Source organism: Haloarcula sp. CBA1131, from assembly GCF_008728975.1.
In the GTDB taxonomy this organism is placed as follows: Archaea; Halobacteriota; Halobacteria; order Halobacteriales; family Haloarculaceae; genus Haloarcula; species Haloarcula hispanica.
Genome location: NZ_RPCY01000003.1, coordinates 70,820 through 92,046 on the forward strand (window position 1 = coordinate 70,820; position 21,227 = coordinate 92,046).

The following is a 21,227-nucleotide window of genomic DNA, read 5'->3' on the forward strand; positions in this document are numbered from 1 at the left end:
AGTCCAAGATCGGCAAAAAGCCGTTTTAGCGCAAGCCGTTCGAGACAATTCCGAAACAGGTCGCTGTTCGCGGCTGACTCGTAGGTGGAAGGCGAGTCTCTAGACATTTTCCGGATCGAACAAGCCCTCGTAGAGCATCTTTTTGAACTCGGTGGTATCGTGAACGGGGAAGGGGAAGAATACCATTTCGACGGTCCCTCGGGCGGGCCCGAGTTCCGAAGCTTTTTCTTCCCGTCTCTTAAGATATGGAATCTCCTTTAGGCTCTTTTCTAACTCGTTCTCAATCTGTTGTATTTTCGGTGAACTATCAGGACCGAAGTCCAAAGTTTCTGATCCTGGATTCGGATACCAAGCAAGTCGCTCTGTTTTGTGACCCAAAAACAGGGGATGGACGATTTTGTAATCTTCGTGAGCGTGTGAAGTGAGACGGCTCGAGAGTTCCTCCACGTCTGAGGGGGACAGTGTGTCGGTCTTCTCGGCGAAGTCGGTACTGGCGATGTCGAGTTCACGCTCCATCCGCTCGTTTACACCCCTAGTGTGGAATTCTGAGATACTGGTAAATGCATCCTCGATTGCAGATGCGATACTGTCGTAGAACTTCGCTTCTCCAACATAGAGACACTCCTCACCCCTATACCTCCCGACGAAAATACCATCTGATCCCTTCTTTTCCTGATTTCGACTATCTAACTCATAGAGCCTGTGCGCAGCAAGTGGTGCGTCAAGGTACACTTCTGTGAACAGGTACAGCAGGAACTCGGAGACTACGCCACCGCTCTCGAAGTTTTTGTTGGGTGCTGCTTTCTTGCGTGCCTTCCGGAACCATCGAGATGGGGCTGTTTCTTCACGGACATCTGGAGGCAGAACATACGTGGGAAAATATTCGTATATTGTATCGACGAATTGATGGAACTTCCATCCGTTTGCGCCGGGTTTGATACATTTGATCTCGACTTCTACTCGGTCTGTCGAACCGCCGTCCATCGAGAAGATGACTTCTTCTAAGGTCTCTTGGTCCACCTCAGTTAGCGCCTTCCAGTCAATGTGTTCCGACTGTCTCGTAGTCACGGTCCGATTAATCAACACGATAGCACTTAAGATAACTGGGAGACAGAAGAATTCGATTTAATGGCGCGTTACACAGTCAGAGAGTCCTCGAACCTCAACTGGCTCTACGTCGGGGGCCTGCACAACTGCCTGTCCTCTGTCGAAGGTAGGGAGGTCCTGCTGGAACTGCTTCGGAACTGATGGGAGATTATTAACCACCCGTGATTTCATCCCGAGGAAGATGTTCGTATTGATCTGAGTCAAGATATCGTCATCTATATCTTGGGGATTCTGCGTCACGAGACAAAGACCGAGCTGATACTTCCTCCCTTGTTTCACCGTGCGGTGGGCTCGTTCAACGACGTACTCCTCTTGAGTCGTGTCTGGTGATGAGACGTAGCTGTGTGCTTCGTCGACAGCAAGCAGAATCGGTGTGTTGCGGACCTCAGGATCGACCCGGAAGTCCTGAATTTTATTATCGATGACATATGAAAGAATAGATAGAACGGTCAGCGTGTCCTTCCGACCCCGGAGGTGACTCGTCGGAATCACGGAAACGCGCCCTTCGCGGAACAGTTCGTTCGAGATTTCGGGGAGTAGTCCGGTTCCGCCGTCGAAGACGGCCTCGAACTCCGGCCGGTCGACCCGGCGTTTCACCGCAGACATAGTGTTCGACCCAATTTCATGTTCATCTGCGAGGTCGTCTTCCTCATTATCGACGTAATCGATGAAGTCCCTGTACCTCGGTCTACCGACGGATCGGTCTGTTTCCCAGCCGTCGCTGTCACGTTCGAACTCGTTGAAGTACGATGATACGCAGTCTGTCAGTGCCCCTCGCGTAACCGCTGAACTGTCGTCGAACGGCATCAGGAGTTGTGGTCGCCCCTGGACAATCTCAAATGGTATCGTCAATTCCTTCGAACCTTGTTCTAATTGCGGTGGCTGTGTCTCCGATACGTTCGGTACGAAAACCTCCAAGTCATCAATACCGCCGTACTTGATCCTGTGCTGCATAAGTCGGTCACGTATCCCGTCTCTCAGTTTCCCGTCATCAGCCATCTGTGCATACTCGTTTTCAGGGTCGAATAGAATGACGTTGAGTTGTTTCTGCCTAACCTCGCCGCTGTCGTGGGCCTCAACCCGGTACCTTGTCCCGTCCACATACTGGCGGAGAACGTTCTTTGTGAACTGGGTCTTCCCTTTGCCGGTTGACCCAGCAACGAGCGTGTGCCGGAAGACAGCCGGGGCGTCGCCGTCATCGCCCACGCCAGGGTTCGAGAGGTAGTACGGCACGTGTTGGCCATCTACCTCGACAGGATCCCCCCCAACAGAGAGCCACCCAGCAAATACACCGTTGCTTGGAATACCGAGACCAGTTCTGAGACGCGCCTCATCGCGAGTCAACTGTACCGAGGCGTTTGGCTTTGGGACTCTGTCCACAACGCTCTGTTCAAATGACTCATTTTGAGACTGTTGGAGAATCGAGAGCGGGTCAAGTTCGGCGACGAGGACATATTCCGCTTCATCGAGTGCTGCTTGTGAATTGATTCGATTGTGCGTGTCCGTCTTGTCGTCGAATTTAGTGTATGGTTCGTACCGGAGCCTGTCGGTCACGGCGAACAGTTCCGACTCCCCGTCCGGGTATGGAATCTGGACGTAAGCCCCCAGACGAAGTTCGTCTCTGTGGTTCGTCCGGACAAAAGCGTTTACTTGGTGGTCCGTCCGACTGACGTGGATCTCTTCACTTGCCAGAACGTGTCCGATAGTATCTTCGGCACCAGTAGAGCTCGGAACGTGTCGCTCTGGGATACCGTCGTCGGTCCCTGAGTCCGACTCACTAGGGTCCCCTGTCGGGCCGTTCTTCGTCTCTCCTTTGGCGCTGTCTTCATTCGCTTCGTCTAGTACCTCATCGATTCTCTCATCCAAGGTGTCATCCATGTAACTCACCTCGTAATCCATGACGAAGGCCACTCCACCGCCCGTCGCGATTGTAGTCGTATGTCGGTTCTGCCTTCTCTAACCGATTCCTGATATTGTCTCGGTTCTCGGAGCTAATCCGTGCAATCCGATCTGCACGAGCCACTGCACCTGGCACGTCGTTGCGACGTGCGATCTCTTTTAACACCTTCAGCCGGACAGCCTTCGCTCCTGGCCCACGTTCAAGAAACAGGAGTGGCGTCTCGATACGGAACACGTTCCCCGTCTCTGGTAATCTAACGTAACAGAACGCCCTTCGGTAGTCCGCTGGAGATCCGTGGTCAAGCTCTGCTCCCACTGGCTCTAAACGCTCAGAAATGTCCGACGAATAGTTAGTATCTGTCTCCACGAACCACGTCGTGTATGCCAGATGTTTCAGGCTGTCGTCCCGCAATACCGACGCAATGAACTGCGCGTCTCTCCGGTACGGAACGGTACGGAGACGACCGTCGTCAGTTCTGACTTCGTTGCGTTCGATTTTAGCCCGGAGGGAGCGTAACATAACTCTCATTTCGGATGTTTTCACGATACCGTACACAGGAACGTCCCGCTCGAAGCAGCCATCCACTATTTCGACATATGTTCGAACGACTTCTGCTGGGAGTTCCCATCCTGGGTCGAGAGAGCCGTCACCAGTTGAGTCGGATACACGCGGGAGCAGGTCTAGCGGGTACACTGACCCGTCGAGAAACAGTGGACCATCGATGTCATCGAGACACCGCTTCGCATGTCGCGATTCGGCTCGGCGTTGGACAGCAGACGTTAGTGTTGAAGTGACGTTCCGTTGGACTCGACTGGCCGGAATCTGAATTATTTCGCCGATTACGGCGTCGTCGTCTGTCTCCATTGAGGAGAGGGTAAGGTCACGGGTACCAGAATACAGTCCCGTGACCACGGTACCGCGACCCTCGATACGCCGGTCAGCTGATGTCCCGTTCACGCCGAGTTTAGCGTGTGCAATATCGACAATGAGCCCATTATCGTACTCCATTGGGCGTGTAGTACTGGCGTCGATACCGTAGGTCGGGTCCTCCCACGGGTCCTCGTCCCATGTCCCTAGTTCCGCCGCCGGTGTCTTGAGGAACTCTGGCGACTCGAACGGCTCAACGGAGCCGCCGTCGAGAGACAGCAACTCGAACAGCTCTCGCGCGTTCGCTGTTTGGTCATCCGTGTCGCGTGAGAGCTCTTCGTCGACTCGTTTGACTAGGTCACTCACCACTCCAAGGGCTCGCTCGTCCATTAGTCGTCACCCCGACCTGTGTTACGCTGGATTTTGACTGTCGAGGTGTTCGTCTCGTCGTCGATAGTGACAATACACTCGCGTTCCGTCCCGTCAACGAGCGCGTCGTCGTGTGAAACGACCAAAATCTGTGGGACACCCCAGCCGGCGATTGTATCTAGCATCCGGTCCAGACGGCCTACGTGGCCATCATCGAGGTAGGTCGTCGGCTCGTCAAGGATCAATGGTGGGAGGTTACTGGCATCACCGCCTCTTAGTTGGGCGATAAGTTTGTATACTCCTGCCCGGAGAGCGAGATTAACGACCGCTCTTTCACCACCGCTGGCGTTGCGAGGGTCAACTGTCGCCCCATCGGAACGGTGGAGGTCGATAGCATAGGCGGTCTCTGATTCGTCTTCTGCAGTAATCTCGACCCGCTGGTAGCTCTCATTTTTGTAGACTTCTCCAAAGATATCGTTCGTGAACTCTTGGACGAAGTCGAGGTATCGGTCACGGAGTTCTGTCTTGATTTCCCTGTAGACGCCTGCAAGCTGTTCGAATTCATCGGCACGACTCTGTGCCCATTCACGCTTTTCCTGGGCGACTTCGAGTTTGTCGTGGAGTCCCTCAAGTTGGTCTAGCTCGCTCTTTAGGGTGGTCTTGAGACTCCGGAGTTCCCGAAGTTCGTCCTCAAGCTCGTCGACATCGTCTTCGACAGAGTCAATCTCGTCATCGAGTCGTCCTTGCTTCTCTCCGAGATCTTCGACATCAATCCCGTCACGTTCCTCCTGTAGTTCCTCAATTTCGTCGTCCAGTTCCTCAATGTCACCCTCCAGCTCATCGATTCGTTCTTGGGCGTCTTCGATGTCACCTTCCAAGTTATCGATCTCTCCGTTGAACTCATCGATATCCTCGTACGCCTCAACGGCGTCGGTAATCTGATCGCGGATCATCTTGGTAGTGTCGACTGCTTCCTCCACCTCGTCGAGTGCGCTTGTTGCTCGTTCGACAGCCTCGGCTTGACTTTCGATTTTTCCGTCGATATCGTCTATCTCTGCCGTCAGCTCTTGACGTTCACCGACGAGCTCAGAACGCTCCGTCCCTAAGGTATCGGCGTAATTCTTGGCATCTTCGACCGCTTCGCGTCGCTCCCTGACGGTTTCGAACGCCTTTTGCGCCTCCTCTCCATCCGTGACACGAGATTCGAGACTGTCGATTTCGGACTGTATTTCCTTTCGCTCTGTTCGCAGCTTCCCAAGCGACTTCTGGGCGTCTGATACTTCTGAGTTAGCCTCGGAGTGATCGTCCTTGGCTTCTGAGAGGTCTTCGCGACGGCTCTCGAGTTCGGATTGAATTTCATTGACTCGCTTCGCTGCCTCGTCGAGATCCTCTTCGCGGAACGAACGAAGATCGACAAGATTCCCCCGAATCTCCTCTAAGTCGTCCAGTTGTCTTTTGAGCTCCTCGACTGACTCTTGGGCTTCCTCTAATTCCCCCTCTCTTTTCTGAATCTCCCCCTCGATATCCTCGCGTTCAGTTTTGAGGTGATCTGCGTCGACTTCCTGCTGGCACGTCGGGCAGATGGCACCGCCGTCGAGACCTTCCAGCTCGGAGCGCGTCTCCCTGAGTTGTTTCAGTTCAGTCTCCAGTTCAGTGACGCGTTCCTGGCTCTCACCGACCTGAGATTGTAGTTCCTCTCGTTTCACCGGCAAATCGCTATCGACTATCTCGCCGATCGTGTCAGTGTCAACCCCGAGATCGAACGCAGCCAGTCGGTCATTGAGATTTGCCGTTCGGTCTGTGAACTCCTTGAGGACGCGTTCATGCTTGTCTTCGACCTCTGACAGATTGTCTTCAATTGATTGTATGTTTTCCTTGATCTCTTCGACACTTGCTTCAATGTCATCAACCTCTTCCTGCGCGTCTTCGAGTCGGTCCTCGGCCGAATCAAGCTCTGTATCGACACTAGCGCGCTTCTCGCGACATCCCTGAAGTTCCTCGCGGAGTTCGTCAAGATTTTCCACTACCACGGTCTCGATGTCATCGGTTACCTCGGCCGGACAATGTTCCTCTGAAAGGAATTCTCTTACTGCGTCTCGGCGAGAGTTGATAGCGGCCTCCAAACGCATCTCAGCACGGCCGAGGTTCCTCTTGGCCGCGTCGAGCTCCGTTTCCATTTCGGAGATTTCCTTTTTCAGTTCGGACCGTTTGTCTTCGAGTTCAGTCTGCTCGTTCTCGAGTCGTTCTTGATCTCTCTTAGCAGTCTTAAGTTCATTCTCGCGGTCTCTCTTCGTCACTTTGGCCGATTCGACCGCCTTCCGAGCGCGTTTGAGTGACTTCTCAGCTTCTTCGTGAGTACTCAGGTCGACACCGAACTCATCTGTAGTCGCTGGTTTCTCCGTCGAGACGATCGCGTCCGAGAGATCGGTGATATCTGACTCCAGTTCGTCGATCTGTTCTCGACAGTTTGCGATTTCCTTGTTTGCATCCGATTTCCCCTTCTCTTGTTCATCCTGTTTCTCGACAACATCTTTGCGCTCGTTTTCTTTTGAATCAATCTCTAACCCGAGCTCTTCGTGACGGTCAATCCTATCTTTGATGTCTTCTCTAAGGTCGCAAAGCTCCTCTAACCGCTCCTCGTGCTCCTCTTTCTTGCTCTCCATTTCACCGATTTTCCGTCCTGCATCCCCTATCTTTTCGCGGTACTCGTCGGTGTCGTGATCGAAGTCGTTCTTGATTTGTCCTTGGAACGTACTCGCCTTCGCCTCAGCTTCGTCGCGGAGCTTCTTCGCCGCTCGGCGTGCCCCCTTTGCTTGATTTCGATACACATCGAACTTGTCCAGTTCGAGAAGGTCGTCGATCAGTTCCTCTCGATCTTTGTCCCGAAGAAGTCGGTCGACTTCCCCCTGCTGGACATAGACGGATCGGACGAACGTCTCGGCGTCCATTCCGACGATCTCTCGGACGTGCGACCGGACATCGTTGACTCCTTCTACTGGACCATCGAGTGACGGGGAAGTAAGCGTCGCTTCAGCTGTCTTCCCCGATTTGATCCGCCAGATAGTCTCGTATTGATTTCCATCTGCGACAAAAGTGAGACGAATCTCGGCACCATCGTGACCATTGCGGACAAGTTCTTCGAGAACACCGATATCTGCTGGCTTTTTGACTCCAGTCATGAATAGGCCGCCGAATATCGCAAGCAGGAGTGTGGTCTTCCCCGCTCCGTTCTCGCCACGAACTGGGATCACTCCCTCGGGGAGCGATACCTTCTCAGTGTCGTAGCTCCGTAGATTCTCTATCTTGACACCGTCGACCCTCATCCGTCTACCTCCTCCGTCGACGTCTCCTCGCCGTCAAACTCTGCTGTGAGTGCTTCTCTCAGTTCTGACTCGAACTCTTTTGCGGCGGGCGTCGTACGAGTCGGGAGTTCGTCCCCCGTCCGAATTCTCGTATCTACGTTTTCCACGGCAGACGAGAACTCTTCGTCATCGAGACGCTCTCGAATGGCCTCGTCATGTCCCTCTATTTCCTCTATGTCGAGGCTCCCGGAGTCTAGATCCACCTGTCCACGTTCGTCGGATACACTCACTACTTCGGCCCCTTCCTCCCGGGCCGCGGTCACAGCATCGTTTGCCGTCACTGCACCACGCTCGCCAGTGAGTGTTAGTGCGACGACAGCGCTTTCCAGCGACTGCTGCCTAAGTTTATTACGTAGATGTCCAGCACCGTCATCAGACCCGAATTCAACAGTTAGTGGGTAGAACGGCCGTGTGTTGAGTCCAATCTGTTCTCGAGAGAGGCCTCCGTCAGAGACTGTGAGCAATTGAACTGTCCCGGCCTGTGTCTGATTCTTTTTTGTTCGGGCCGTTGATCCTGCATACCATACGTCTATGCCGTCAATTCGGTCACTCGCTGGTCTATGGAGGTCACCTAAAGCGACTCCATCAAGACTTATTTCAACCTGATTGAGAACGTCGCTGAGGTCGTGGTCTGCGTGCTGTTCTTCCATCGGCGGTGTGAATAGTTGGTGTAAACACAGTATCGAGGTATTCGTCCCTTCTGGAGGTTCTATTAGATTGAATGAAACTTCATCCCAACTTCGGGCTGGAATCGAATTGATTCCATATAGTGCAACGGTACCAACAAGCGTTGGCTCTCTATTCAACTGTTCTACGTTGCCCATTCTCTCTATCAAGTCCAGAAGCTGTATGTTGTTCTTCCGTTCGTGATTCCCAACGATTCCGTACATCGGGATATCGGCCGTGTCTAGCCGGTCAATTATCCCGGCACATCTGTCGAGATCCTGAATAGATGGGTTAGAATCATGAAACAGATCTCCTGTATGAATGATGGCGTCTACGTTACGATCAACTGCAATCTCAACAGCTTCCTCAAAGTTATTTAAAAAGTCGCTCCGTCGGATATCAGAGCGATACTGTCTGTACCCCAGATGAGTATCGCTAATATGCAAAATTTGTGCTTGCTCCATATCAGGATACCTCACACTACATCAATGAAATAGTTAGTGGCAAGTCAGGTGTTCGGAAAGAGGAATTAAAGTTCTAAGTCTCGGAGAGACTTCCTGTGCTACTTGGTTCTACGTCGGTCTCGTCACCTGCTGTTTCGTCTCTGTCTCCGACGCAGTCGTCTCAATCTTGGTGTGATCAAGTAGCACCTACTGAACAACCAGTCCATCGTCAATAGTTCTGAAATCAGCCGCCATGTGAACTACTCTACAACACCCTCACGACTAACCAACACTGGCCTACTTCTGCCACCGAGTGTTGGTTAGCGAACCACCACCCCGGAAGTACAAGCTATCTTTATTACCTCCTTTGACACGCCGTCGGAGTACGTCACCGACAGCGCTTCAAAGAGCCGAAGTTCATACCGGAGCCATCTCGAGATTCGAGGGCAAGACGAGTCAAAGACGCTGATTCTCGTCACACTCGCCCCTCCCGGAATTCCAAGGGGGCTTACATACCAGTCACCCATCAGCTACAGATACACACTCGCGCCGTCGTGGGACCTGCCTCTAACAGGCCCGGCGCGGGGTCGCGGTCAGTCAGCGGCTAAGTCCAGAAACCACCGCAACCCATGCAAAGTACGCACGCAACTCAGCAAAAAGGTAGAGGTATAGCTACCCAGCTTAGGCCGTCGCCACGACGTGCTGGTGCTCGTTCTGGGCGGGCGTCGGTTGGAGCGTCAGCCCGGCCAGCGCGAGCTCCCGGAGAACTTCCGGCGGGACGCCCTCGGCCTCACGAAGTACGGCGTCGAGCGTCCAAGCATCGTACTCGGAGCGTACCGGTGGCGTCGTCCCGACCACGGCGGTCGGGGCCGTCTCCCGCAGCGCCCGGGCAGCACGCCGGACACGCTGGCGGTTCTCGACGGTGCAGCGAACAGTCTTGCTCATGCGCTCAGCCCCCTGACGAGATCGCCGACGAGTGAGCCGCCGACGTGCGGGCCGACAGCCCAGCCACGTTCATCCTGCGTGTACTCGCACCAGCCTGCGAGTGTTTCATACGGTGTCTCGGCGAGTTCGACTTTCTCGGCGTGGTCTTCGGTGGCAACAACGGCTACAGCGAACTCGTAGCTGTCCCAGTAGTGCGCTGCACCTTCGCCGTCGACACCGAGGAAAAGCGGGCGGCTCTGGGTAAGCAGTTCGCGAGCGATACGTTCCTGTGGATGTGCGTCGGTCGTGCCGACAGATTTACTAGTCGGCGAAGCAGACTTACTCATGCTTTTGGTGGGAACCGACGCGCCTGCCGTGTTGTGACCACGGTGGGCAACTCGTGTTCTCGAAGGCACGAAATCGCCCAGCGGCGCGTCTGTTCCTACTCAATAGTCACGGCTTCCGGCCACTTAGTGATTTCGTCTATAAGTGAGAAAAGTATGTCGTTAGCTATCGTTGACTTCTCTACGGCCGTCCATCGTAATCATGTAATAAGCCCTCCTACCGGCCTCATCCTTGGGTATTGGTTCTATATCTCCATCATCGAGCGCGGCCTTATTGACGCGCGCGACCAAGCCCTTCTCTTCGAGTTCAGAGAGAATCGTCTGCACAGTTCGGTAGCTGAAGTGAATCCCCATCTCAGTCTTCATACCACGGAAGATTGCCTTCGGTGGCAGCGCTATTCCGTGATCTGCCATAAATTCAAGAACAGCCTCACGGCGCTCTTCCGGTGGCATACATCCACTATCGGCCGACATTCTCTTATTTACGCCGATAGGGACTTCTTTTCCCTCAGTAGTGTTCTTGAGCATTTGTTGGTGCTTATTCGCACTAATAGACGCAAAGCACTAAGTGTTTCTGGTGATACATCACTGGATATGCACGACTTACCGGGGAGTGATAGATTCCTAAAGTCGAGCCACCGGGGTTAGGGCCCCGCTGACCCGGTGTCGTGTGGAACGACAATGAATACGAACAGACCCAGCGCACAAAACGATACCGCACAGGACGGCCACAAGCGTCGCCTCCAAGCCGCGAAACACCTGCTGACGAACGCCGACACTAACGCCGCCGTCATCGAGTACTGCCAGAGCGTCCTCGATCCGCCGGGCTACGAGCGCAGCTACACCCAAGCACGCCTCGACGCCTGCGCAGCCCGACTTGCACTGGCCCAGACAGACACCACAACCAGACAAACACGCGAAGCCAGACAGGTGCTCCTCGCCGTCAGCGGAGGCCCACAATGAGTACGCACCACTTGCGCCGCCCGGCCTATCTCCATGGCCACCCGCAGCCGGTCGCCCAGCCACTCGAAGCCTCCACGGCCTCGGCCACGACTGTACCACTGCCACCAGCGGAGCGCGACCGGTGAACCCAGTACCACGCTGGTCCGGACGACGACAGCACATACAGACTGCTCGTCGCCGGCGCAGTGCCACGACACAAATCCACTAGACGGAGCGGGGTTGCCACGAGCCAACCGCCGCGTCTAGAGAGCGCCAGCTCCGTCACCGGTAGCCCGTGCTGAGGTCAGCACTGCTCGGTTCGATTCCGAGCACGGGTCCTGTGGTCACAATGCCACGACAAACAAACCCCACCGACGACGACAACGAGACCGATCAAGCCCTCGCCGACCACCTCGACATGGATATCGAACAGGCTGAGACGAACCTTGAGGAACTCCAGGCGCTCATCAACGACCTCGACGGCGACGTGTCACCCCTCGTTTCGAGTGTTCTTGAGACGCTGGTCAAGACTATCGATGACCTCCACGAACGCGTCACCGAACTAGAGGCCGACCTCGAACAGACTCACAAGGTTGCCACCACGGCGGTCGGTGACGCCGCCACGAACGAACAGCGCCTCGACGACCTCGAAGCCCAGCAGGAAACCACCCGCGACGTCGCTAAGAGTGCCATCGCCAAAGCCCAGCAGCTCGAAGCCGACACCGACCAGCAGGAAGACGCCGAACAACTGCCCGAGGGCATCGAACCCAGCACCTCGCCGCTGGATTTCTTCGCGAACTGCCGCCAATCGAAGGTCAAGACGATGTTTGTCGAGCGCTCGAACCGCCAGAACACCTACCGGGCGATCAGCATCGCCAAGCGCTGGCCCGAATTTGCCACGACACGAACCGACGGTAGCGGCGTCTTCATGACGAAAACCGACCTGCAGACCGCCCTGACCGCGGAACTCGGGAAGGAACCCCATCGCCAGACAATCAAGCGCGTCTGGGAGACACTGGTCGACATCGGCGGCGGCGACATCGTCGAGAAAACTCGGCAGGTCGGACGGGACCAGACACAGACAGAGATCCTCGCGATGGATATCGAGACCGCCGAAGGGTTACTCGAAAAACGCTACATCGGTCTCGATTTGTTGGAGAACAGCGACCACAAAGCCGCGACAGGTGGCGTCACACCCGTTGTGGTGGAGTCCACCCCCTAACCCTGTGACACACGTCGGATAGGACACGAACCGACGCTGAACCGACGCTACTGGACGCGGTGGTACGTGCCCTGCCGCCGTCGACGCCACTGTTTGCTAGCTGCAGGAACCGGGAGCGACCCCCTGTTGTCAGGAGTGTAGTGAGTGGTCGTAACACGAACGGAACGACCACGGCGATTCCAGTGGTCACAACAGGTGTGACAGATCCATCTTGGTTCTGGTCTGGATCGCGTGCCTGTTCGGATATGGCTGATAGGCCTTCTCTGGAACGCCTCTCGCCCGGCGGAGGCTCACAAAATACGGGAGAGTCCGCGCCGTCAGACTAGGATTGCTCTATTGGCTCGACCCACTCGGGAGCGCAATCATGGGTCCCACCGTAGATCGAGCGCTCGGGATACTGGTCGTCGGCAGCCTCGACAGCGACGATCACGTTGCCGCCGGAGCGCGAAATCTCTGTAACGGTTCCGACGACTGCATCCAGTGGGCCGTCTCCGTCGGTCCAGTCGGCTCGGACGTGGTCACCGCGGTCGAAGTCATACTCCTCGAAGGAAGGTGCTGTCGTACTCATGCTCTCCTCCGGCTCCGAGGGAGACACAAAATGGCTCGGATGCCAGCCAGAGTGCTGATGGGTTTCGCCGAGAGAAGAAGAACTGATGACCGAATTGCGGGTCCGGAAACCCGATGGCTGGACGACCGTCTCGTTTCCCGACGCAGTTGCGACAATCTCGGTTGTCGGTGGGAAGGTCGACGGCCAGCTGTGCCTGACCCTCACCGCCGAACGGGAGGATGGTCCCCGCCTCGTCGAACCCGGTATTCTCGACGTCGACGAAAATGATGAGCACTTGCTGGAGAATACAGTGCCCCGGACCGAAGACGGGACGAGTGTCGTTTTAGATCGACTACTGCCGGATTGACTGCGATTTCAACTGAGGACTACCGCTCCCACGGGAAGAAGCCATTCCGCTCGCGATAGGCACTGATCTGGTCCTGAAACTCTTGTTCTTGGAAGTCCGGCTCGTCGCCGTGGATATCCTCCGGTGAGACGCCGTCGGGAAGATGTTCGTAGTCCGTGACGTCCTCCGTGTCATCCTCTTGGTCGGGTTCGTGTCGGTGCTGTCCACACTCCCTGCAGGTCCAGATCATGCGGTCAAGGTGTGAATGGCACTCGAAGCCATCGAGTCCGTGAGATTCGTGTCCCGTCACGGCGCCACATTGGCGACAGTGGAACCCGATTCCGATTATCTCCGGTTCGGCTCTTGCCTGATGGCGCTTCACAACGCCGGGAACAAGCCAGTACGTGCCGTCGTCCTCCCGGAACTCATCCGTGAGCTGCTGGAACTCCGAGCGGTCGGTGACCGGCGACCCGTCCTCGAGGTAGATCCGTGGCTGGACGTCGTCCTCATCCCCGTCCCAGTTGGTCTGTTCGTCGGCTGTCTCCAAGAGCGCCTGTCCGGGTTCCGCGTCGACCGTGGTTTCGGTCGGCAGGTCGGGCCAGCCTTGCGTGAGAGTGGCGGCTGGCTCAGTTCCGAAGGCTGCTCGACACTTCACGGTTCCATGGGAGGTGTCTTCGCCGCTCGCGATGCTGTCGGAAACGGAGAAGGCCGCAGCGCCGAGCGCTCGTGCATGGAAGTCAGTGTTCGCTTCGACGAGCGCGAGTACTACCCGCCCGAACGTCCACTCCCCAAGTGGACTACTATTCTGATCGTCGGACGAAGTCTCGGGGACGCCGGTTTGAGCGCAGAACGGACACTGGCGTTCATCCCGTGGGATATCCTGGCCACAGGTCCGACAGGTACGAGTCTCATCCTCTGTACGGTCGGGATAGCCGGTGGATTCGAGGACTCGTTCCCGTCCGTTCCCCTTCGTTTCAGGATCGGAACTCGCGGCCCCGAGGATATCAGCGGGATCGTACTCAGGATTTCGATCAGTCACACGCTTGGTTGCGTTCGTCATCGTATTTAAACTCCGGCCCCGAGGGAAGCACAAACCGACAGAGAGCGAGAGTCTTGCCTGATCCAGTGAAACAGCTGTCGACCTGATGATGTTGTCACTGGTTGCCGTGCAAGATGTAGAGGTTCCATTCAGCACTGGGTTCGCGTGTATTTCTAGTTTCGTTGCGTGCTCAATTCCCGTCTGACGTACCGCTCGCGAGCCACCTCGTGAAGCTTCCCTCGGTTCCAGAAATCAGCGTTGGGTGCAGCCACACCCTCGAACGCATCACGGTTTAGCCACCGGTCGCGAAGTTCCGTCGTGATCACGCCAGTGCCGCTGCAAAGACTACAGACGTTGTTCACGGGGTTATGCATACAACGGCCCTGCGCGTGACAGAAGTCGTCGATGCACTCAACCTGTTCACCGTCGCCACCACACTCGATACACCGAATCCAGTCAACGTCGTATCACGAGCAGAGCGGTCTGCGGTTGCCCCCTCACGCCGACTCACCTCCCAAGTATGCCGTGTGGCACAAACTGGTTTTACAAGCCCTGAAACCGTTGTACTCGAATATGGACATCGACTTCAGACTACCCGACATATCGCCTGTCTCGATAACCGTGGTTAAAAATTTGAGCCTGTCGTGGGGAGATTCTACCCAGAACCCGGATGACAATAGCGACGATGACGACAGCGATGGGAACAGCGATTCGGCCCCGGCCGTAACCGACATCTGGGGGAAATCTCCCAGAGCAAAACGCTGGGCAAAAGTCGATCGGCCATACCACCCAGGAGACCGCCGGTAGTCGAAACAGCACTGTTCACGCTCAGTACCGTCGTTACAGCCACCGTCGCAGTAATCCAGTTAGCAGGTGAAGCCGACGATGGTGATGATGAGGACGGCAAAGGAGGAAGTGACGGCTCAGAACCAACCAGATTCTACCCAATGGACGAATTCGCAAAACGCCGGATTCGGCGGTAGTGATCAGTGCTTTCCACACACTGTGCACAAGAATCGGGTCTCATAATTCCTGAACCAACCATACAAAATAATAGAATCCAACTGACTGGGTTTTTGTCTGCCAAGTGGCATACGCACTTAAACTGTCGATACAGACGAAATACCTATCCACACAGTGAATCAACTACGGCCATGGACCGGCGCACGTATCTCGCTATCATCTCTACAGCTTCCGTAGGAATCGCAGGCTGCAGCCAGCTCAACTCTAACTCAGGACCACCCGAAAACACTGAAACTCAAACTGCGACCGACACGACCACAACGGAGACCTCGACCCCGACCGATACCGAGACGCCGACGCCAACAGAAACGGCGGTAAACATCCCTGATGACCCTGTGGCCGCAGTCGAAATGTATCTGCAAAAATACTACGAAGAGGGCGACAGAGAATGGGTGAACGAGTTCCGTGCAGACAATGGGAATAGAGAACCGGCTACAGAGGAAGATATCGAAGCACTCCAAGAAGTTGATGTTACAGTCAACAGTGTCGAGTTGGTCGAAGAAAACCAAGACAGCGCAGTGGTTACAACATCTCTTGAATTAGAATACGATGACGAATCTGCAACAGGGACGTTCCGACTGGAGTTACGCAGAATTGAGGGTGAATGGCGTCTCTGGGACTCTAGAGAGTCTGACGACGGAGTGGTTGTATCTAACATTGATTTCCAGCAGTCTGATTTCGGTATCCAGTCGATAGTCAGGATAGAGAATAACACAGAGCAAAGAGTAAAGTTGGACGTTCGTGTCGAAGCTTATGAAGGCGACTTACTGCTTGACTCTGGCTCGGCAACAGGAGAGGTTCCAGCTGGCCGGATTTTAGAGGTTGAGGATATTTATTTAGAGGTTGATGAGGCGCGAGTGACTGAGTATGATGTGTTAGCGAGGCAGATTGGGGCATCTGAGTATACTCGTGTTTCTGGTGGCAGTGGCAAGACCTTCAGGGAGAAACTGAATAGCTGAGAGTGTCGTACTCTCACTGAAAACAATCCACGCCGATATACTGGGCGACGGGTTTGAGATCGACGAGCTCTGTCGGGGCCTCATCATTGACAGGTAGTACTCTCGACTTCGGGGCTCCCTCTATGCGAGATACGCGCTGTGCATCTTGCACAGCCCGATCTACCAACCTCGAGACAGATACCAGTGTTTTGCTGTCTTCGGTAAGAGCCGAGACCAAGACAGGACGAGTTGGCTACTCGCCGTCCGTGCTGTCTGTCACTTCTGCGATGAACGTGTCCGTGGCCCTGTCCAGATCATACTGGTTGATGAGTTCGAGGGCAGCCAGCGCTGCGCCTGTGTCTACGAGGTCTGCGGCGAGCAACCGTTTGAGACGAAGAGTGCCTTTGTGGGCACGGTCGGAATCTGAACCGCGCATCTGGGTAAATTCCATCAAGAGTCGTCGCCAAGCAGTCGCCGAGCCGGTCACCGTGAGATTCCAGTCCGGGGCTTCATATCTAGAGGACGACTGCCGGCGGTAGTGGCCTTCAAGTCTGTCGAGCAAGTCGTCGATGATCGTGCCCTTCTCAACGGTCCGTCCGTGTATGGCGTAGTCTGGGTCGACGAGATTGCGCCACTCGTCGGAGGAGTCGATATCGTACTCGACAGCTAGCTCGACCTCGACTGTTTCGAGACAATCGGCCTTCCCGGGTTCATTCACGCGCCGAAGTCGATCTGCGGTCCCCTCGGCGCGGACTGTAAGGTCTGGGAACTGCGCTTCGCTGGATGCTGATTGCTGTTCTCCGGTCTGATCGCTGTTGGTGGTCTTTGATGCCATGGGTACTGTCGGGACGCTCTCACTGGACCGCCCCGCACCCGACCGGGGGTGCAAAAAATTGCTATCGGCTTACGAGATCAATCGCTGAATATAGTTTCTTCACCTATTCAAGTGAGTGAAACAGCTGTAGCGTGTACCTCCGCACATGGTGGTATCACGTCTCTGAGAGACCTCACCCCACGGCAAATTTAGAGGCAAATTATTTTAGCGACTACCCCGAACCTGTACATATGTCCCACGAAGTCGAAGACGAAACGACAGTGAACGAGAGCTATTCTGTGACGGTCCCAGCAGCGGTACGGAGAGAGGCTGGTGTTGAAGCTGGTGACAAAATCCGCTGGCATGTCGACGATGACGGGAAGCTTTCAATCAAACTCGTCAAGCAACACTATGGAGCGTTCTCACAACTAGAGCCAGTCGACGTAGGCGAACCAACTGATGCCGCTGACGACCACGATCTCATTGCTGGAGACTACTGATGGCCGCGGTTGTTGTCGACGCAAACGTCCTCATCGCTACTCGTCTCTCTCGCGATCAGAATCACGAACGTGGCAAAGCAATTACACAGGCGGTAGACCAAGGAGTCCTCCCGACAGCGTACATCCTGAGTGACGTGCTCGAAGAGGTCATCAATTATCTTCAGGCAAGGGCTGGGCACAATGTTGCGACTGAAACGCTTGATGCTATCATCGAGAGCAGCGGGTTCTCACTCAGACAGAGTTCAAAATCTGATTTCGACACTGGCCGGTCGCTGTTCCGACGCTACGAGTCCCTTTCACTGACTGATGCCATTATTGTCGCAACGATGCAACGAGAAGAGATCGAATATCTCTACAGCTTTGACGACGGATTTGACGGTGTTTCCTCACTCACTCGCCTCACGACACCTGATAACCCGTTTGAGCAGTAGCACCTCTGTCCCGACTACAGGAAAGCTCAGTATACCAATGAGCGCTTATTCGGTCGCTGAAGACGTGTGATAGGACGCCCCGGAGTCAAACGAGGTCAACTCCTCGATGCGGTCTTCGAGTTCCGCAATCTCGTCTTGGAGTTGCTGAACTTCGTCATCGTCAGCATCGCTGGCGACAAGGCGATCTTTCAGCCCCTGAAGCCGGGTCTCTTTGGTCTCCTCGTCAACATCGGCTTTGCGGACGTACTCGGTACTCTCGATATCGTACAGATCTGTCTCAGACAGTTCAGTAACCTCCAGAGCATCGTCTACCTTGTCTCGATCAACACTCGTCACGCGCTCACGGTCAATCCCGGCAGCCTCCAGTGCGTTCAGCACAGTCTCCTCATCTTTGAGCGAGCGTTGGCGGCGTGCGGTCCGCTGGACGGAGCCAAACTGCCCGCTGACTGGCTGATCGTGATGGAGCCGACTCAGGATGACGTCAGCGACCGCTTTCCGAAGGTCGTTGGCACTCCGCTGGACATCCGACAGCATCGTGTACAGGTCCACCAGTGTATCCGTCTCGATATCGCCAAACGTGTCGACGTCGTGGCGCTCAAGCGCATCAGTCAATAGAAGTGCGTCGCTGTACACCTGCAGATCCGGTTCAGTGCGCTCGGTTTCTTTATCCTCATCGCCGGTCGTAGCGATCTGTGTCGTGGTTTCGAGGTCGCTCTGTCGGATGATGCCGGCATCTTCATCAATCTCTATTCGTGGATGGAGCGACCAGACCGTAGCGAAGGGTTCGGCGTCGGGTGGCAATCGGTCAAGAGCGAACTCCTGATTTGGTTCGTCATGCACTCGCCGAAACAGCGTTTCGAACTGTTCGCGCTGGAGTGGTCGTGTCTCATCCTTTTCCACGTAGTCGACGATGATTCGGTGTTCCTGTGTCTCACTGATCCGGAATGGCGTATGTGAGAGTGGCGTCACCAGCACTACATCAGGTGGGAGTTCATCAGCCTCCTCCAACAGCGTGTGCCAGTTGACACTGAACGACATATTCGATCCAGTACTGCCACCATCAAATGACTACTGCTCACGCGTGCAGACACACCACCATTTCCGGTGAAAAACCACCAGACAGCAGTAGTGTTTACACTCGAAACACGGTGTGGTGAACCTGGGATGTGACCATGCTCAGCGCAGGAATGGCCTACACTTCGAGTGGCTCCATCGGCTCGACCTCGAATGTCAGCAGATGCGACCGAAGTTGGGCGTAGGCCCCGTCGCCGTCAGTGGTGACGCAGTACCGGTTCAGCCGGGCCTCACGAGGATTGCCGTCGTTCTCTTGCCACTCTTCCAGCGTAAACTCAAGCGCCTCCAACTCGCTGTCAGCGTCTTCAAAGACGGCCGCGACCGATGGCGTCCCGTGGTTGTCAGCGACGTATGCGACCTTGACAGCGTCGTGGTTGGCGTCAAGTCTCGTCCACCCATCGAGCGCTTCCGGCGGGTCCTCGGCGAACTGCTCGATTTCGCGCTGAGTCAGCTCGGCTTCTGCGGCGTCGCGCCACGCTTGCTTGATGTCCTCGGCTTGGGACCGCTCGATCTCCTGAAGGACGTCGCTGTCGATACAGTCGGCGGCCCACGCAAGCACGGTCTTGGCCTTCTTGTGCTTCTGCTCGGGTTCGCCGTTTAGCTGCCCGAAATTCATCTCCTGAGGAGACATCAAGAGAACATGAGTGCGCCAGTAGCCGGGGTCAGCGTCGCACTCTTCACCGGCATCGGGAGCCCACGACTCCATCGAGGTCCGGACTTCCTCGTTATGGCCGAAGCCAGTTCGGACGCCGCCGGCGCGCAGGATTCGTTCCGCGAGGTCGATAGTTCGCTCACGCTCATTAGCAGGCGCTTCGTCTGGACGGTCAACGTCGGCGTAGAATGGCAAGCCGACGTTGTCGATGATCGTCTGTTCGTAGTTTGGACTGAGTGGCGGTTCCTCGACGAAGATCGGATCGAACGGTGGTTCGGCTGTAGGCAACATACTGGAAAGCCTCCAGCCAGTGAGGCAGCACAAAATCGCTCTGAGGCGGGTCAGGTCGAGAGGTACTGGTCGGCAGTGTCACCGTGGTTCGCTTCTAGAGCGTCCCAGTCAGCCATCGAATCGTACTCTGGGCGGATCTCACTGTCCAAGAGCATGTCGTCGGCGAAGGCTTGGACTTGTTCGTCGACGGGTGCGGCCTGCAGGTCACGCTCCTGGACGATGAACTGGATGCCGCAAAACGTGCGCCCGTCTGCTGCAAGCTGCCAGAGCATGAGCTTTCGATTCTGATGGGTTGCGAGTTCGGTCAGCAATGCGTCGTCTGTTGGATTGGACATCGTTTGGAGCCTCCACGCAAGAGGGGTTGATAAAATGAACATTGTGGATAAGATGAAGTAGCAGTACAGTGTTTGAAAAGGGGATTAAGTGGAATTACGCTAAGTGCGAACGGATAAGATTATGACTCTCGCAGGTGGCATTTGGTTTGACAGGATGTACGATGTGAATAGCTTCAAGCGCGATATGATGGTCGTTATCGCAGGTATGGACAGTCCGATGGGGACAGAATTGACCGCAGAACTGCAGGAGTACTACTCTGAGGAAATCACAGTAGGACGTGTCTATCCACAGCTGGATGATCTAGTCGAAAAGGGACTTATCAAAAAGAAGGCTAAGAACGGACGAGAGAACGAATATCAGTTGACGAGGCGTGGTGTGCGAGATCTTCAAGCCCATCGGGAATGGGAGGACGAGTACTTGGCTCCGATTGATGAGCTATCCGCATAGAAGGTGTGAGTGGTAGCTGCGACTTCTATAGAGGTTTTTCATCGCCCTAAACGGCAGTTTAATACTAATCTTAAATTAGACCTATTCTGAATCTATCTCAAACTTTCGTCGGGCCTTGTCAGCGACCTCGGGATGCCGATTCGCCAACCGCTCTAGCTGGTCACGGAACTCGTTGCCCAGATCGACGTCAACGCCATCGCTCGCACGAAGCTCATCGTAGAAGTGCTTCATTTCGGGACCGATAGCGAAGCCAATCGTCTGGTCACTGCTCCGACGGTGAACGTCTCACCGAACTCGCAGTTGGTATCACCCGGTGTCGGCGTTGGTTCCAGCATCGGTTCCAGGGTTGCCCGGCACGGGCGTCGCAGTGGCTGTGGCTCGGTGTCCGCCGTGTCAGCTGCGGCCGCCGCTGTGGACGCATCCATCGCTGGTGCTTCAGCTCCGCCGCTGTCGCCGCCTGCCCGGTGACGACCCATTCCCAGTGAAACCAGGAACTGACGGATATCGAATCTGAACTTCGCTCTATCTTGATTCAGCGAGAGAATCCCGCCCTTCCCGCGAAGGACGAGTGTTCCGACGCTCTGTCGGAACCGAGGACTAAGCAGGGCGGGAGTGAATCGCGTAAGCCTCTTGCCACAATCTC

The 21,227-nt window shown here is 55.3% G+C and carries 23 protein-coding genes; 8 read left to right on the top strand and 15 right to left on the bottom strand.

Annotation, left to right across the window (positions count from 1 at the left end; translation table 11 throughout):
* Positions 1-99: 99 nt before the first annotated feature.
* The 8 genes from Har1131_RS17495 to Har1131_RS17530 form a co-directional block, all read right to left on the bottom strand.
* Complete coding sequence (locus tag Har1131_RS17495; RefSeq protein ID WP_191907503.1) at positions 100-1,020, bottom strand: DUF1837 domain-containing protein; 921 nt, start codon at positions 1,018-1,020, stop codon at positions 100-102.
* 105 nt (positions 1,021-1,125) lie between these two features.
* Complete coding sequence (locus Har1131_RS17500; protein ID WP_225308168.1) at positions 1,126-3,006, bottom strand: ATP-binding protein; 1,881 nt, start codon at positions 3,004-3,006, stop codon at positions 1,126-1,128.
* Entirely contained in the window at positions 2,978-4,264 is a 1,287-nt protein-coding gene (locus Har1131_RS17505; RefSeq protein ID WP_151147757.1) for a DNA double-strand break repair nuclease NurA, read from the bottom strand. Before Har1131_RS17505 ends, Har1131_RS17500 begins: the two co-directional genes overlap by 29 nt.
* A complete protein-coding gene (locus Har1131_RS17510; protein ID WP_151147760.1) occupies positions 4,264-7,566 on the bottom strand; it encodes an AAA family ATPase in 3,303 nt (1,100 codons plus the stop codon). The genes Har1131_RS17505 and Har1131_RS17510 overlap by 1 nt, the downstream gene beginning before the upstream one ends.
* Positions 7,563-8,735 carry a DNA repair exonuclease gene (locus Har1131_RS17515; protein ID WP_151147763.1) on the bottom strand — a complete coding sequence of 391 codons (1,173 nt, stop codon included), beginning with the start codon at positions 8,733-8,735 and terminating at the stop codon, positions 7,563-7,565. The genes Har1131_RS17510 and Har1131_RS17515 overlap by 4 nt, the downstream gene beginning before the upstream one ends.
* A gap of 660 nt (positions 8,736-9,395) precedes the next feature.
* Positions 9,396-9,659, bottom strand: coding sequence for a hypothetical protein (locus Har1131_RS17520; RefSeq protein ID WP_050007972.1), 264 nt, complete (start codon positions 9,657-9,659; stop codon positions 9,396-9,398).
* Positions 9,656-9,985, bottom strand: a complete 330-nt coding sequence (locus Har1131_RS17525; RefSeq protein WP_151147766.1) for a hypothetical protein — start codon at positions 9,983-9,985, stop codon at positions 9,656-9,658. Before Har1131_RS17525 ends, Har1131_RS17520 begins: the two co-directional genes overlap by 4 nt.
* A gap of 159 nt (positions 9,986-10,144) precedes the next feature.
* Complete coding sequence (locus tag Har1131_RS17530; protein ID WP_005533772.1) at positions 10,145-10,510, bottom strand: hypothetical protein; 366 nt, start codon at positions 10,508-10,510, stop codon at positions 10,145-10,147.
* Between the two features lie 153 nt (positions 10,511-10,663).
* Here Har1131_RS17530 and Har1131_RS17535 point away from each other — a divergent pair, with 153 nt between their 5' ends.
* From Har1131_RS17535 to Har1131_RS17540, 3 genes are all read left to right on the top strand, one after another.
* On the top strand, positions 10,664-10,945 hold the full coding sequence (locus Har1131_RS17535) for a hypothetical protein (RefSeq protein ID WP_151147769.1): 282 nt from the start codon (positions 10,664-10,666) through the stop codon (positions 10,943-10,945).
* Positions 10,942-11,070, top strand: coding sequence for a hypothetical protein (locus Har1131_RS22605; protein WP_255410837.1), 129 nt, complete (start codon positions 10,942-10,944; stop codon positions 11,068-11,070). Before Har1131_RS17535 ends, Har1131_RS22605 begins: the two co-directional genes overlap by 4 nt.
* A gap of 203 nt (positions 11,071-11,273) precedes the next feature.
* Positions 11,274-12,146, top strand: coding sequence for a hypothetical protein (locus Har1131_RS17540; RefSeq protein ID WP_151147772.1), 873 nt, complete (start codon positions 11,274-11,276; stop codon positions 12,144-12,146).
* Positions 12,147-12,468: 322 nt separating this feature from the next.
* Here the strand turns inward: Har1131_RS17540 and Har1131_RS17545 are convergent, their stop codons facing one another.
* Positions 12,469-12,714 carry a hypothetical protein gene (locus Har1131_RS17545; RefSeq protein ID WP_151147775.1) on the bottom strand — a complete coding sequence of 82 codons (246 nt, stop codon included), beginning with the start codon at positions 12,712-12,714 and terminating at the stop codon, positions 12,469-12,471.
* A gap of 85 nt (positions 12,715-12,799) precedes the next feature.
* Here Har1131_RS17545 and Har1131_RS17550 point away from each other — a divergent pair, with 85 nt between their 5' ends.
* On the top strand, positions 12,800-13,060 hold the full coding sequence (locus Har1131_RS17550; RefSeq protein ID WP_121538019.1) for a hypothetical protein: 261 nt from the start codon (positions 12,800-12,802) through the stop codon (positions 13,058-13,060).
* 19 nt (positions 13,061-13,079) lie between these two features.
* Here the strand turns inward: Har1131_RS17550 and Har1131_RS17555 are convergent, their stop codons facing one another.
* On the bottom strand, positions 13,080-14,099 hold the full coding sequence (locus Har1131_RS17555) for a hypothetical protein (RefSeq protein WP_121538021.1): 1,020 nt from the start codon (positions 14,097-14,099) through the stop codon (positions 13,080-13,082).
* A 1,133-nt stretch (positions 14,100-15,232) separates the two neighbouring features.
* On the opposite strand from Har1131_RS17555, the gene Har1131_RS21910 reads away from it, so the two are divergent.
* Entirely contained in the window at positions 15,233-16,060 is an 828-nt protein-coding gene (locus Har1131_RS21910) for a hypothetical protein (RefSeq protein ID WP_191907504.1), read from the top strand.
* 232 nt (positions 16,061-16,292) lie between these two features.
* Here Har1131_RS21910 and Har1131_RS17565 read toward each other — a convergent pair whose 3' ends face one another.
* On the bottom strand, positions 16,293-16,874 hold the full coding sequence (locus tag Har1131_RS17565; RefSeq protein WP_151147778.1) for a hypothetical protein: 582 nt from the start codon (positions 16,872-16,874) through the stop codon (positions 16,293-16,295).
* Positions 16,875-17,104: 230 nt separating this feature from the next.
* Here Har1131_RS17565 and Har1131_RS17570 point away from each other — a divergent pair, with 230 nt between their 5' ends.
* Together Har1131_RS17570 and Har1131_RS17575 are read left to right on the top strand one after the other, a co-directional pair.
* On the top strand, positions 17,105-17,353 hold the full coding sequence (locus Har1131_RS17570) for an AbrB/MazE/SpoVT family DNA-binding domain-containing protein (RefSeq protein ID WP_004966486.1): 249 nt from the start codon (positions 17,105-17,107) through the stop codon (positions 17,351-17,353).
* Complete coding sequence (locus tag Har1131_RS17575; RefSeq protein WP_050038589.1) at positions 17,353-17,784, top strand: type II toxin-antitoxin system VapC family toxin; 432 nt, start codon at positions 17,353-17,355, stop codon at positions 17,782-17,784. The genes Har1131_RS17570 and Har1131_RS17575 overlap by 1 nt, the downstream gene beginning before the upstream one ends.
* A gap of 45 nt (positions 17,785-17,829) precedes the next feature.
* On the opposite strand, the gene Har1131_RS17580 is transcribed toward Har1131_RS17575, so the two are convergent.
* The 3 genes from Har1131_RS17580 to Har1131_RS17590 all read right to left on the bottom strand — a co-directional run bounded on the left by Har1131_RS17580 (position 17,830) and on the right by Har1131_RS17590 (position 20,136).
* Positions 17,830-18,822, bottom strand: coding sequence for a hypothetical protein (locus tag Har1131_RS17580; RefSeq protein WP_050038588.1), 993 nt, complete (start codon positions 18,820-18,822; stop codon positions 17,830-17,832).
* Positions 18,823-18,976: 154 nt separating this feature from the next.
* Complete coding sequence (locus Har1131_RS17585; protein WP_151147781.1) at positions 18,977-19,801, bottom strand: hypothetical protein; 825 nt, start codon at positions 19,799-19,801, stop codon at positions 18,977-18,979.
* Between the two features lie 50 nt (positions 19,802-19,851).
* On the bottom strand, positions 19,852-20,136 hold the full coding sequence (locus Har1131_RS17590; RefSeq protein WP_050007895.1) for a hypothetical protein: 285 nt from the start codon (positions 20,134-20,136) through the stop codon (positions 19,852-19,854).
* Between the two features lie 121 nt (positions 20,137-20,257).
* Here Har1131_RS17590 and Har1131_RS17595 point away from each other — a divergent pair, with 121 nt between their 5' ends.
* On the top strand, positions 20,258-20,584 hold the full coding sequence (locus Har1131_RS17595) for a PadR family transcriptional regulator (protein ID WP_079980879.1): 327 nt from the start codon (positions 20,258-20,260) through the stop codon (positions 20,582-20,584).
* A 227-nt stretch (positions 20,585-20,811) separates the two neighbouring features.
* Here the strand turns inward: Har1131_RS17595 and Har1131_RS17605 are convergent, their stop codons facing one another.
* Positions 20,812-21,060, bottom strand: a complete 249-nt coding sequence (locus tag Har1131_RS17605; RefSeq protein ID WP_050007894.1) for a hypothetical protein — start codon at positions 21,058-21,060, stop codon at positions 20,812-20,814.
* Positions 21,061-21,227: the final 167 nt, after the last annotated feature.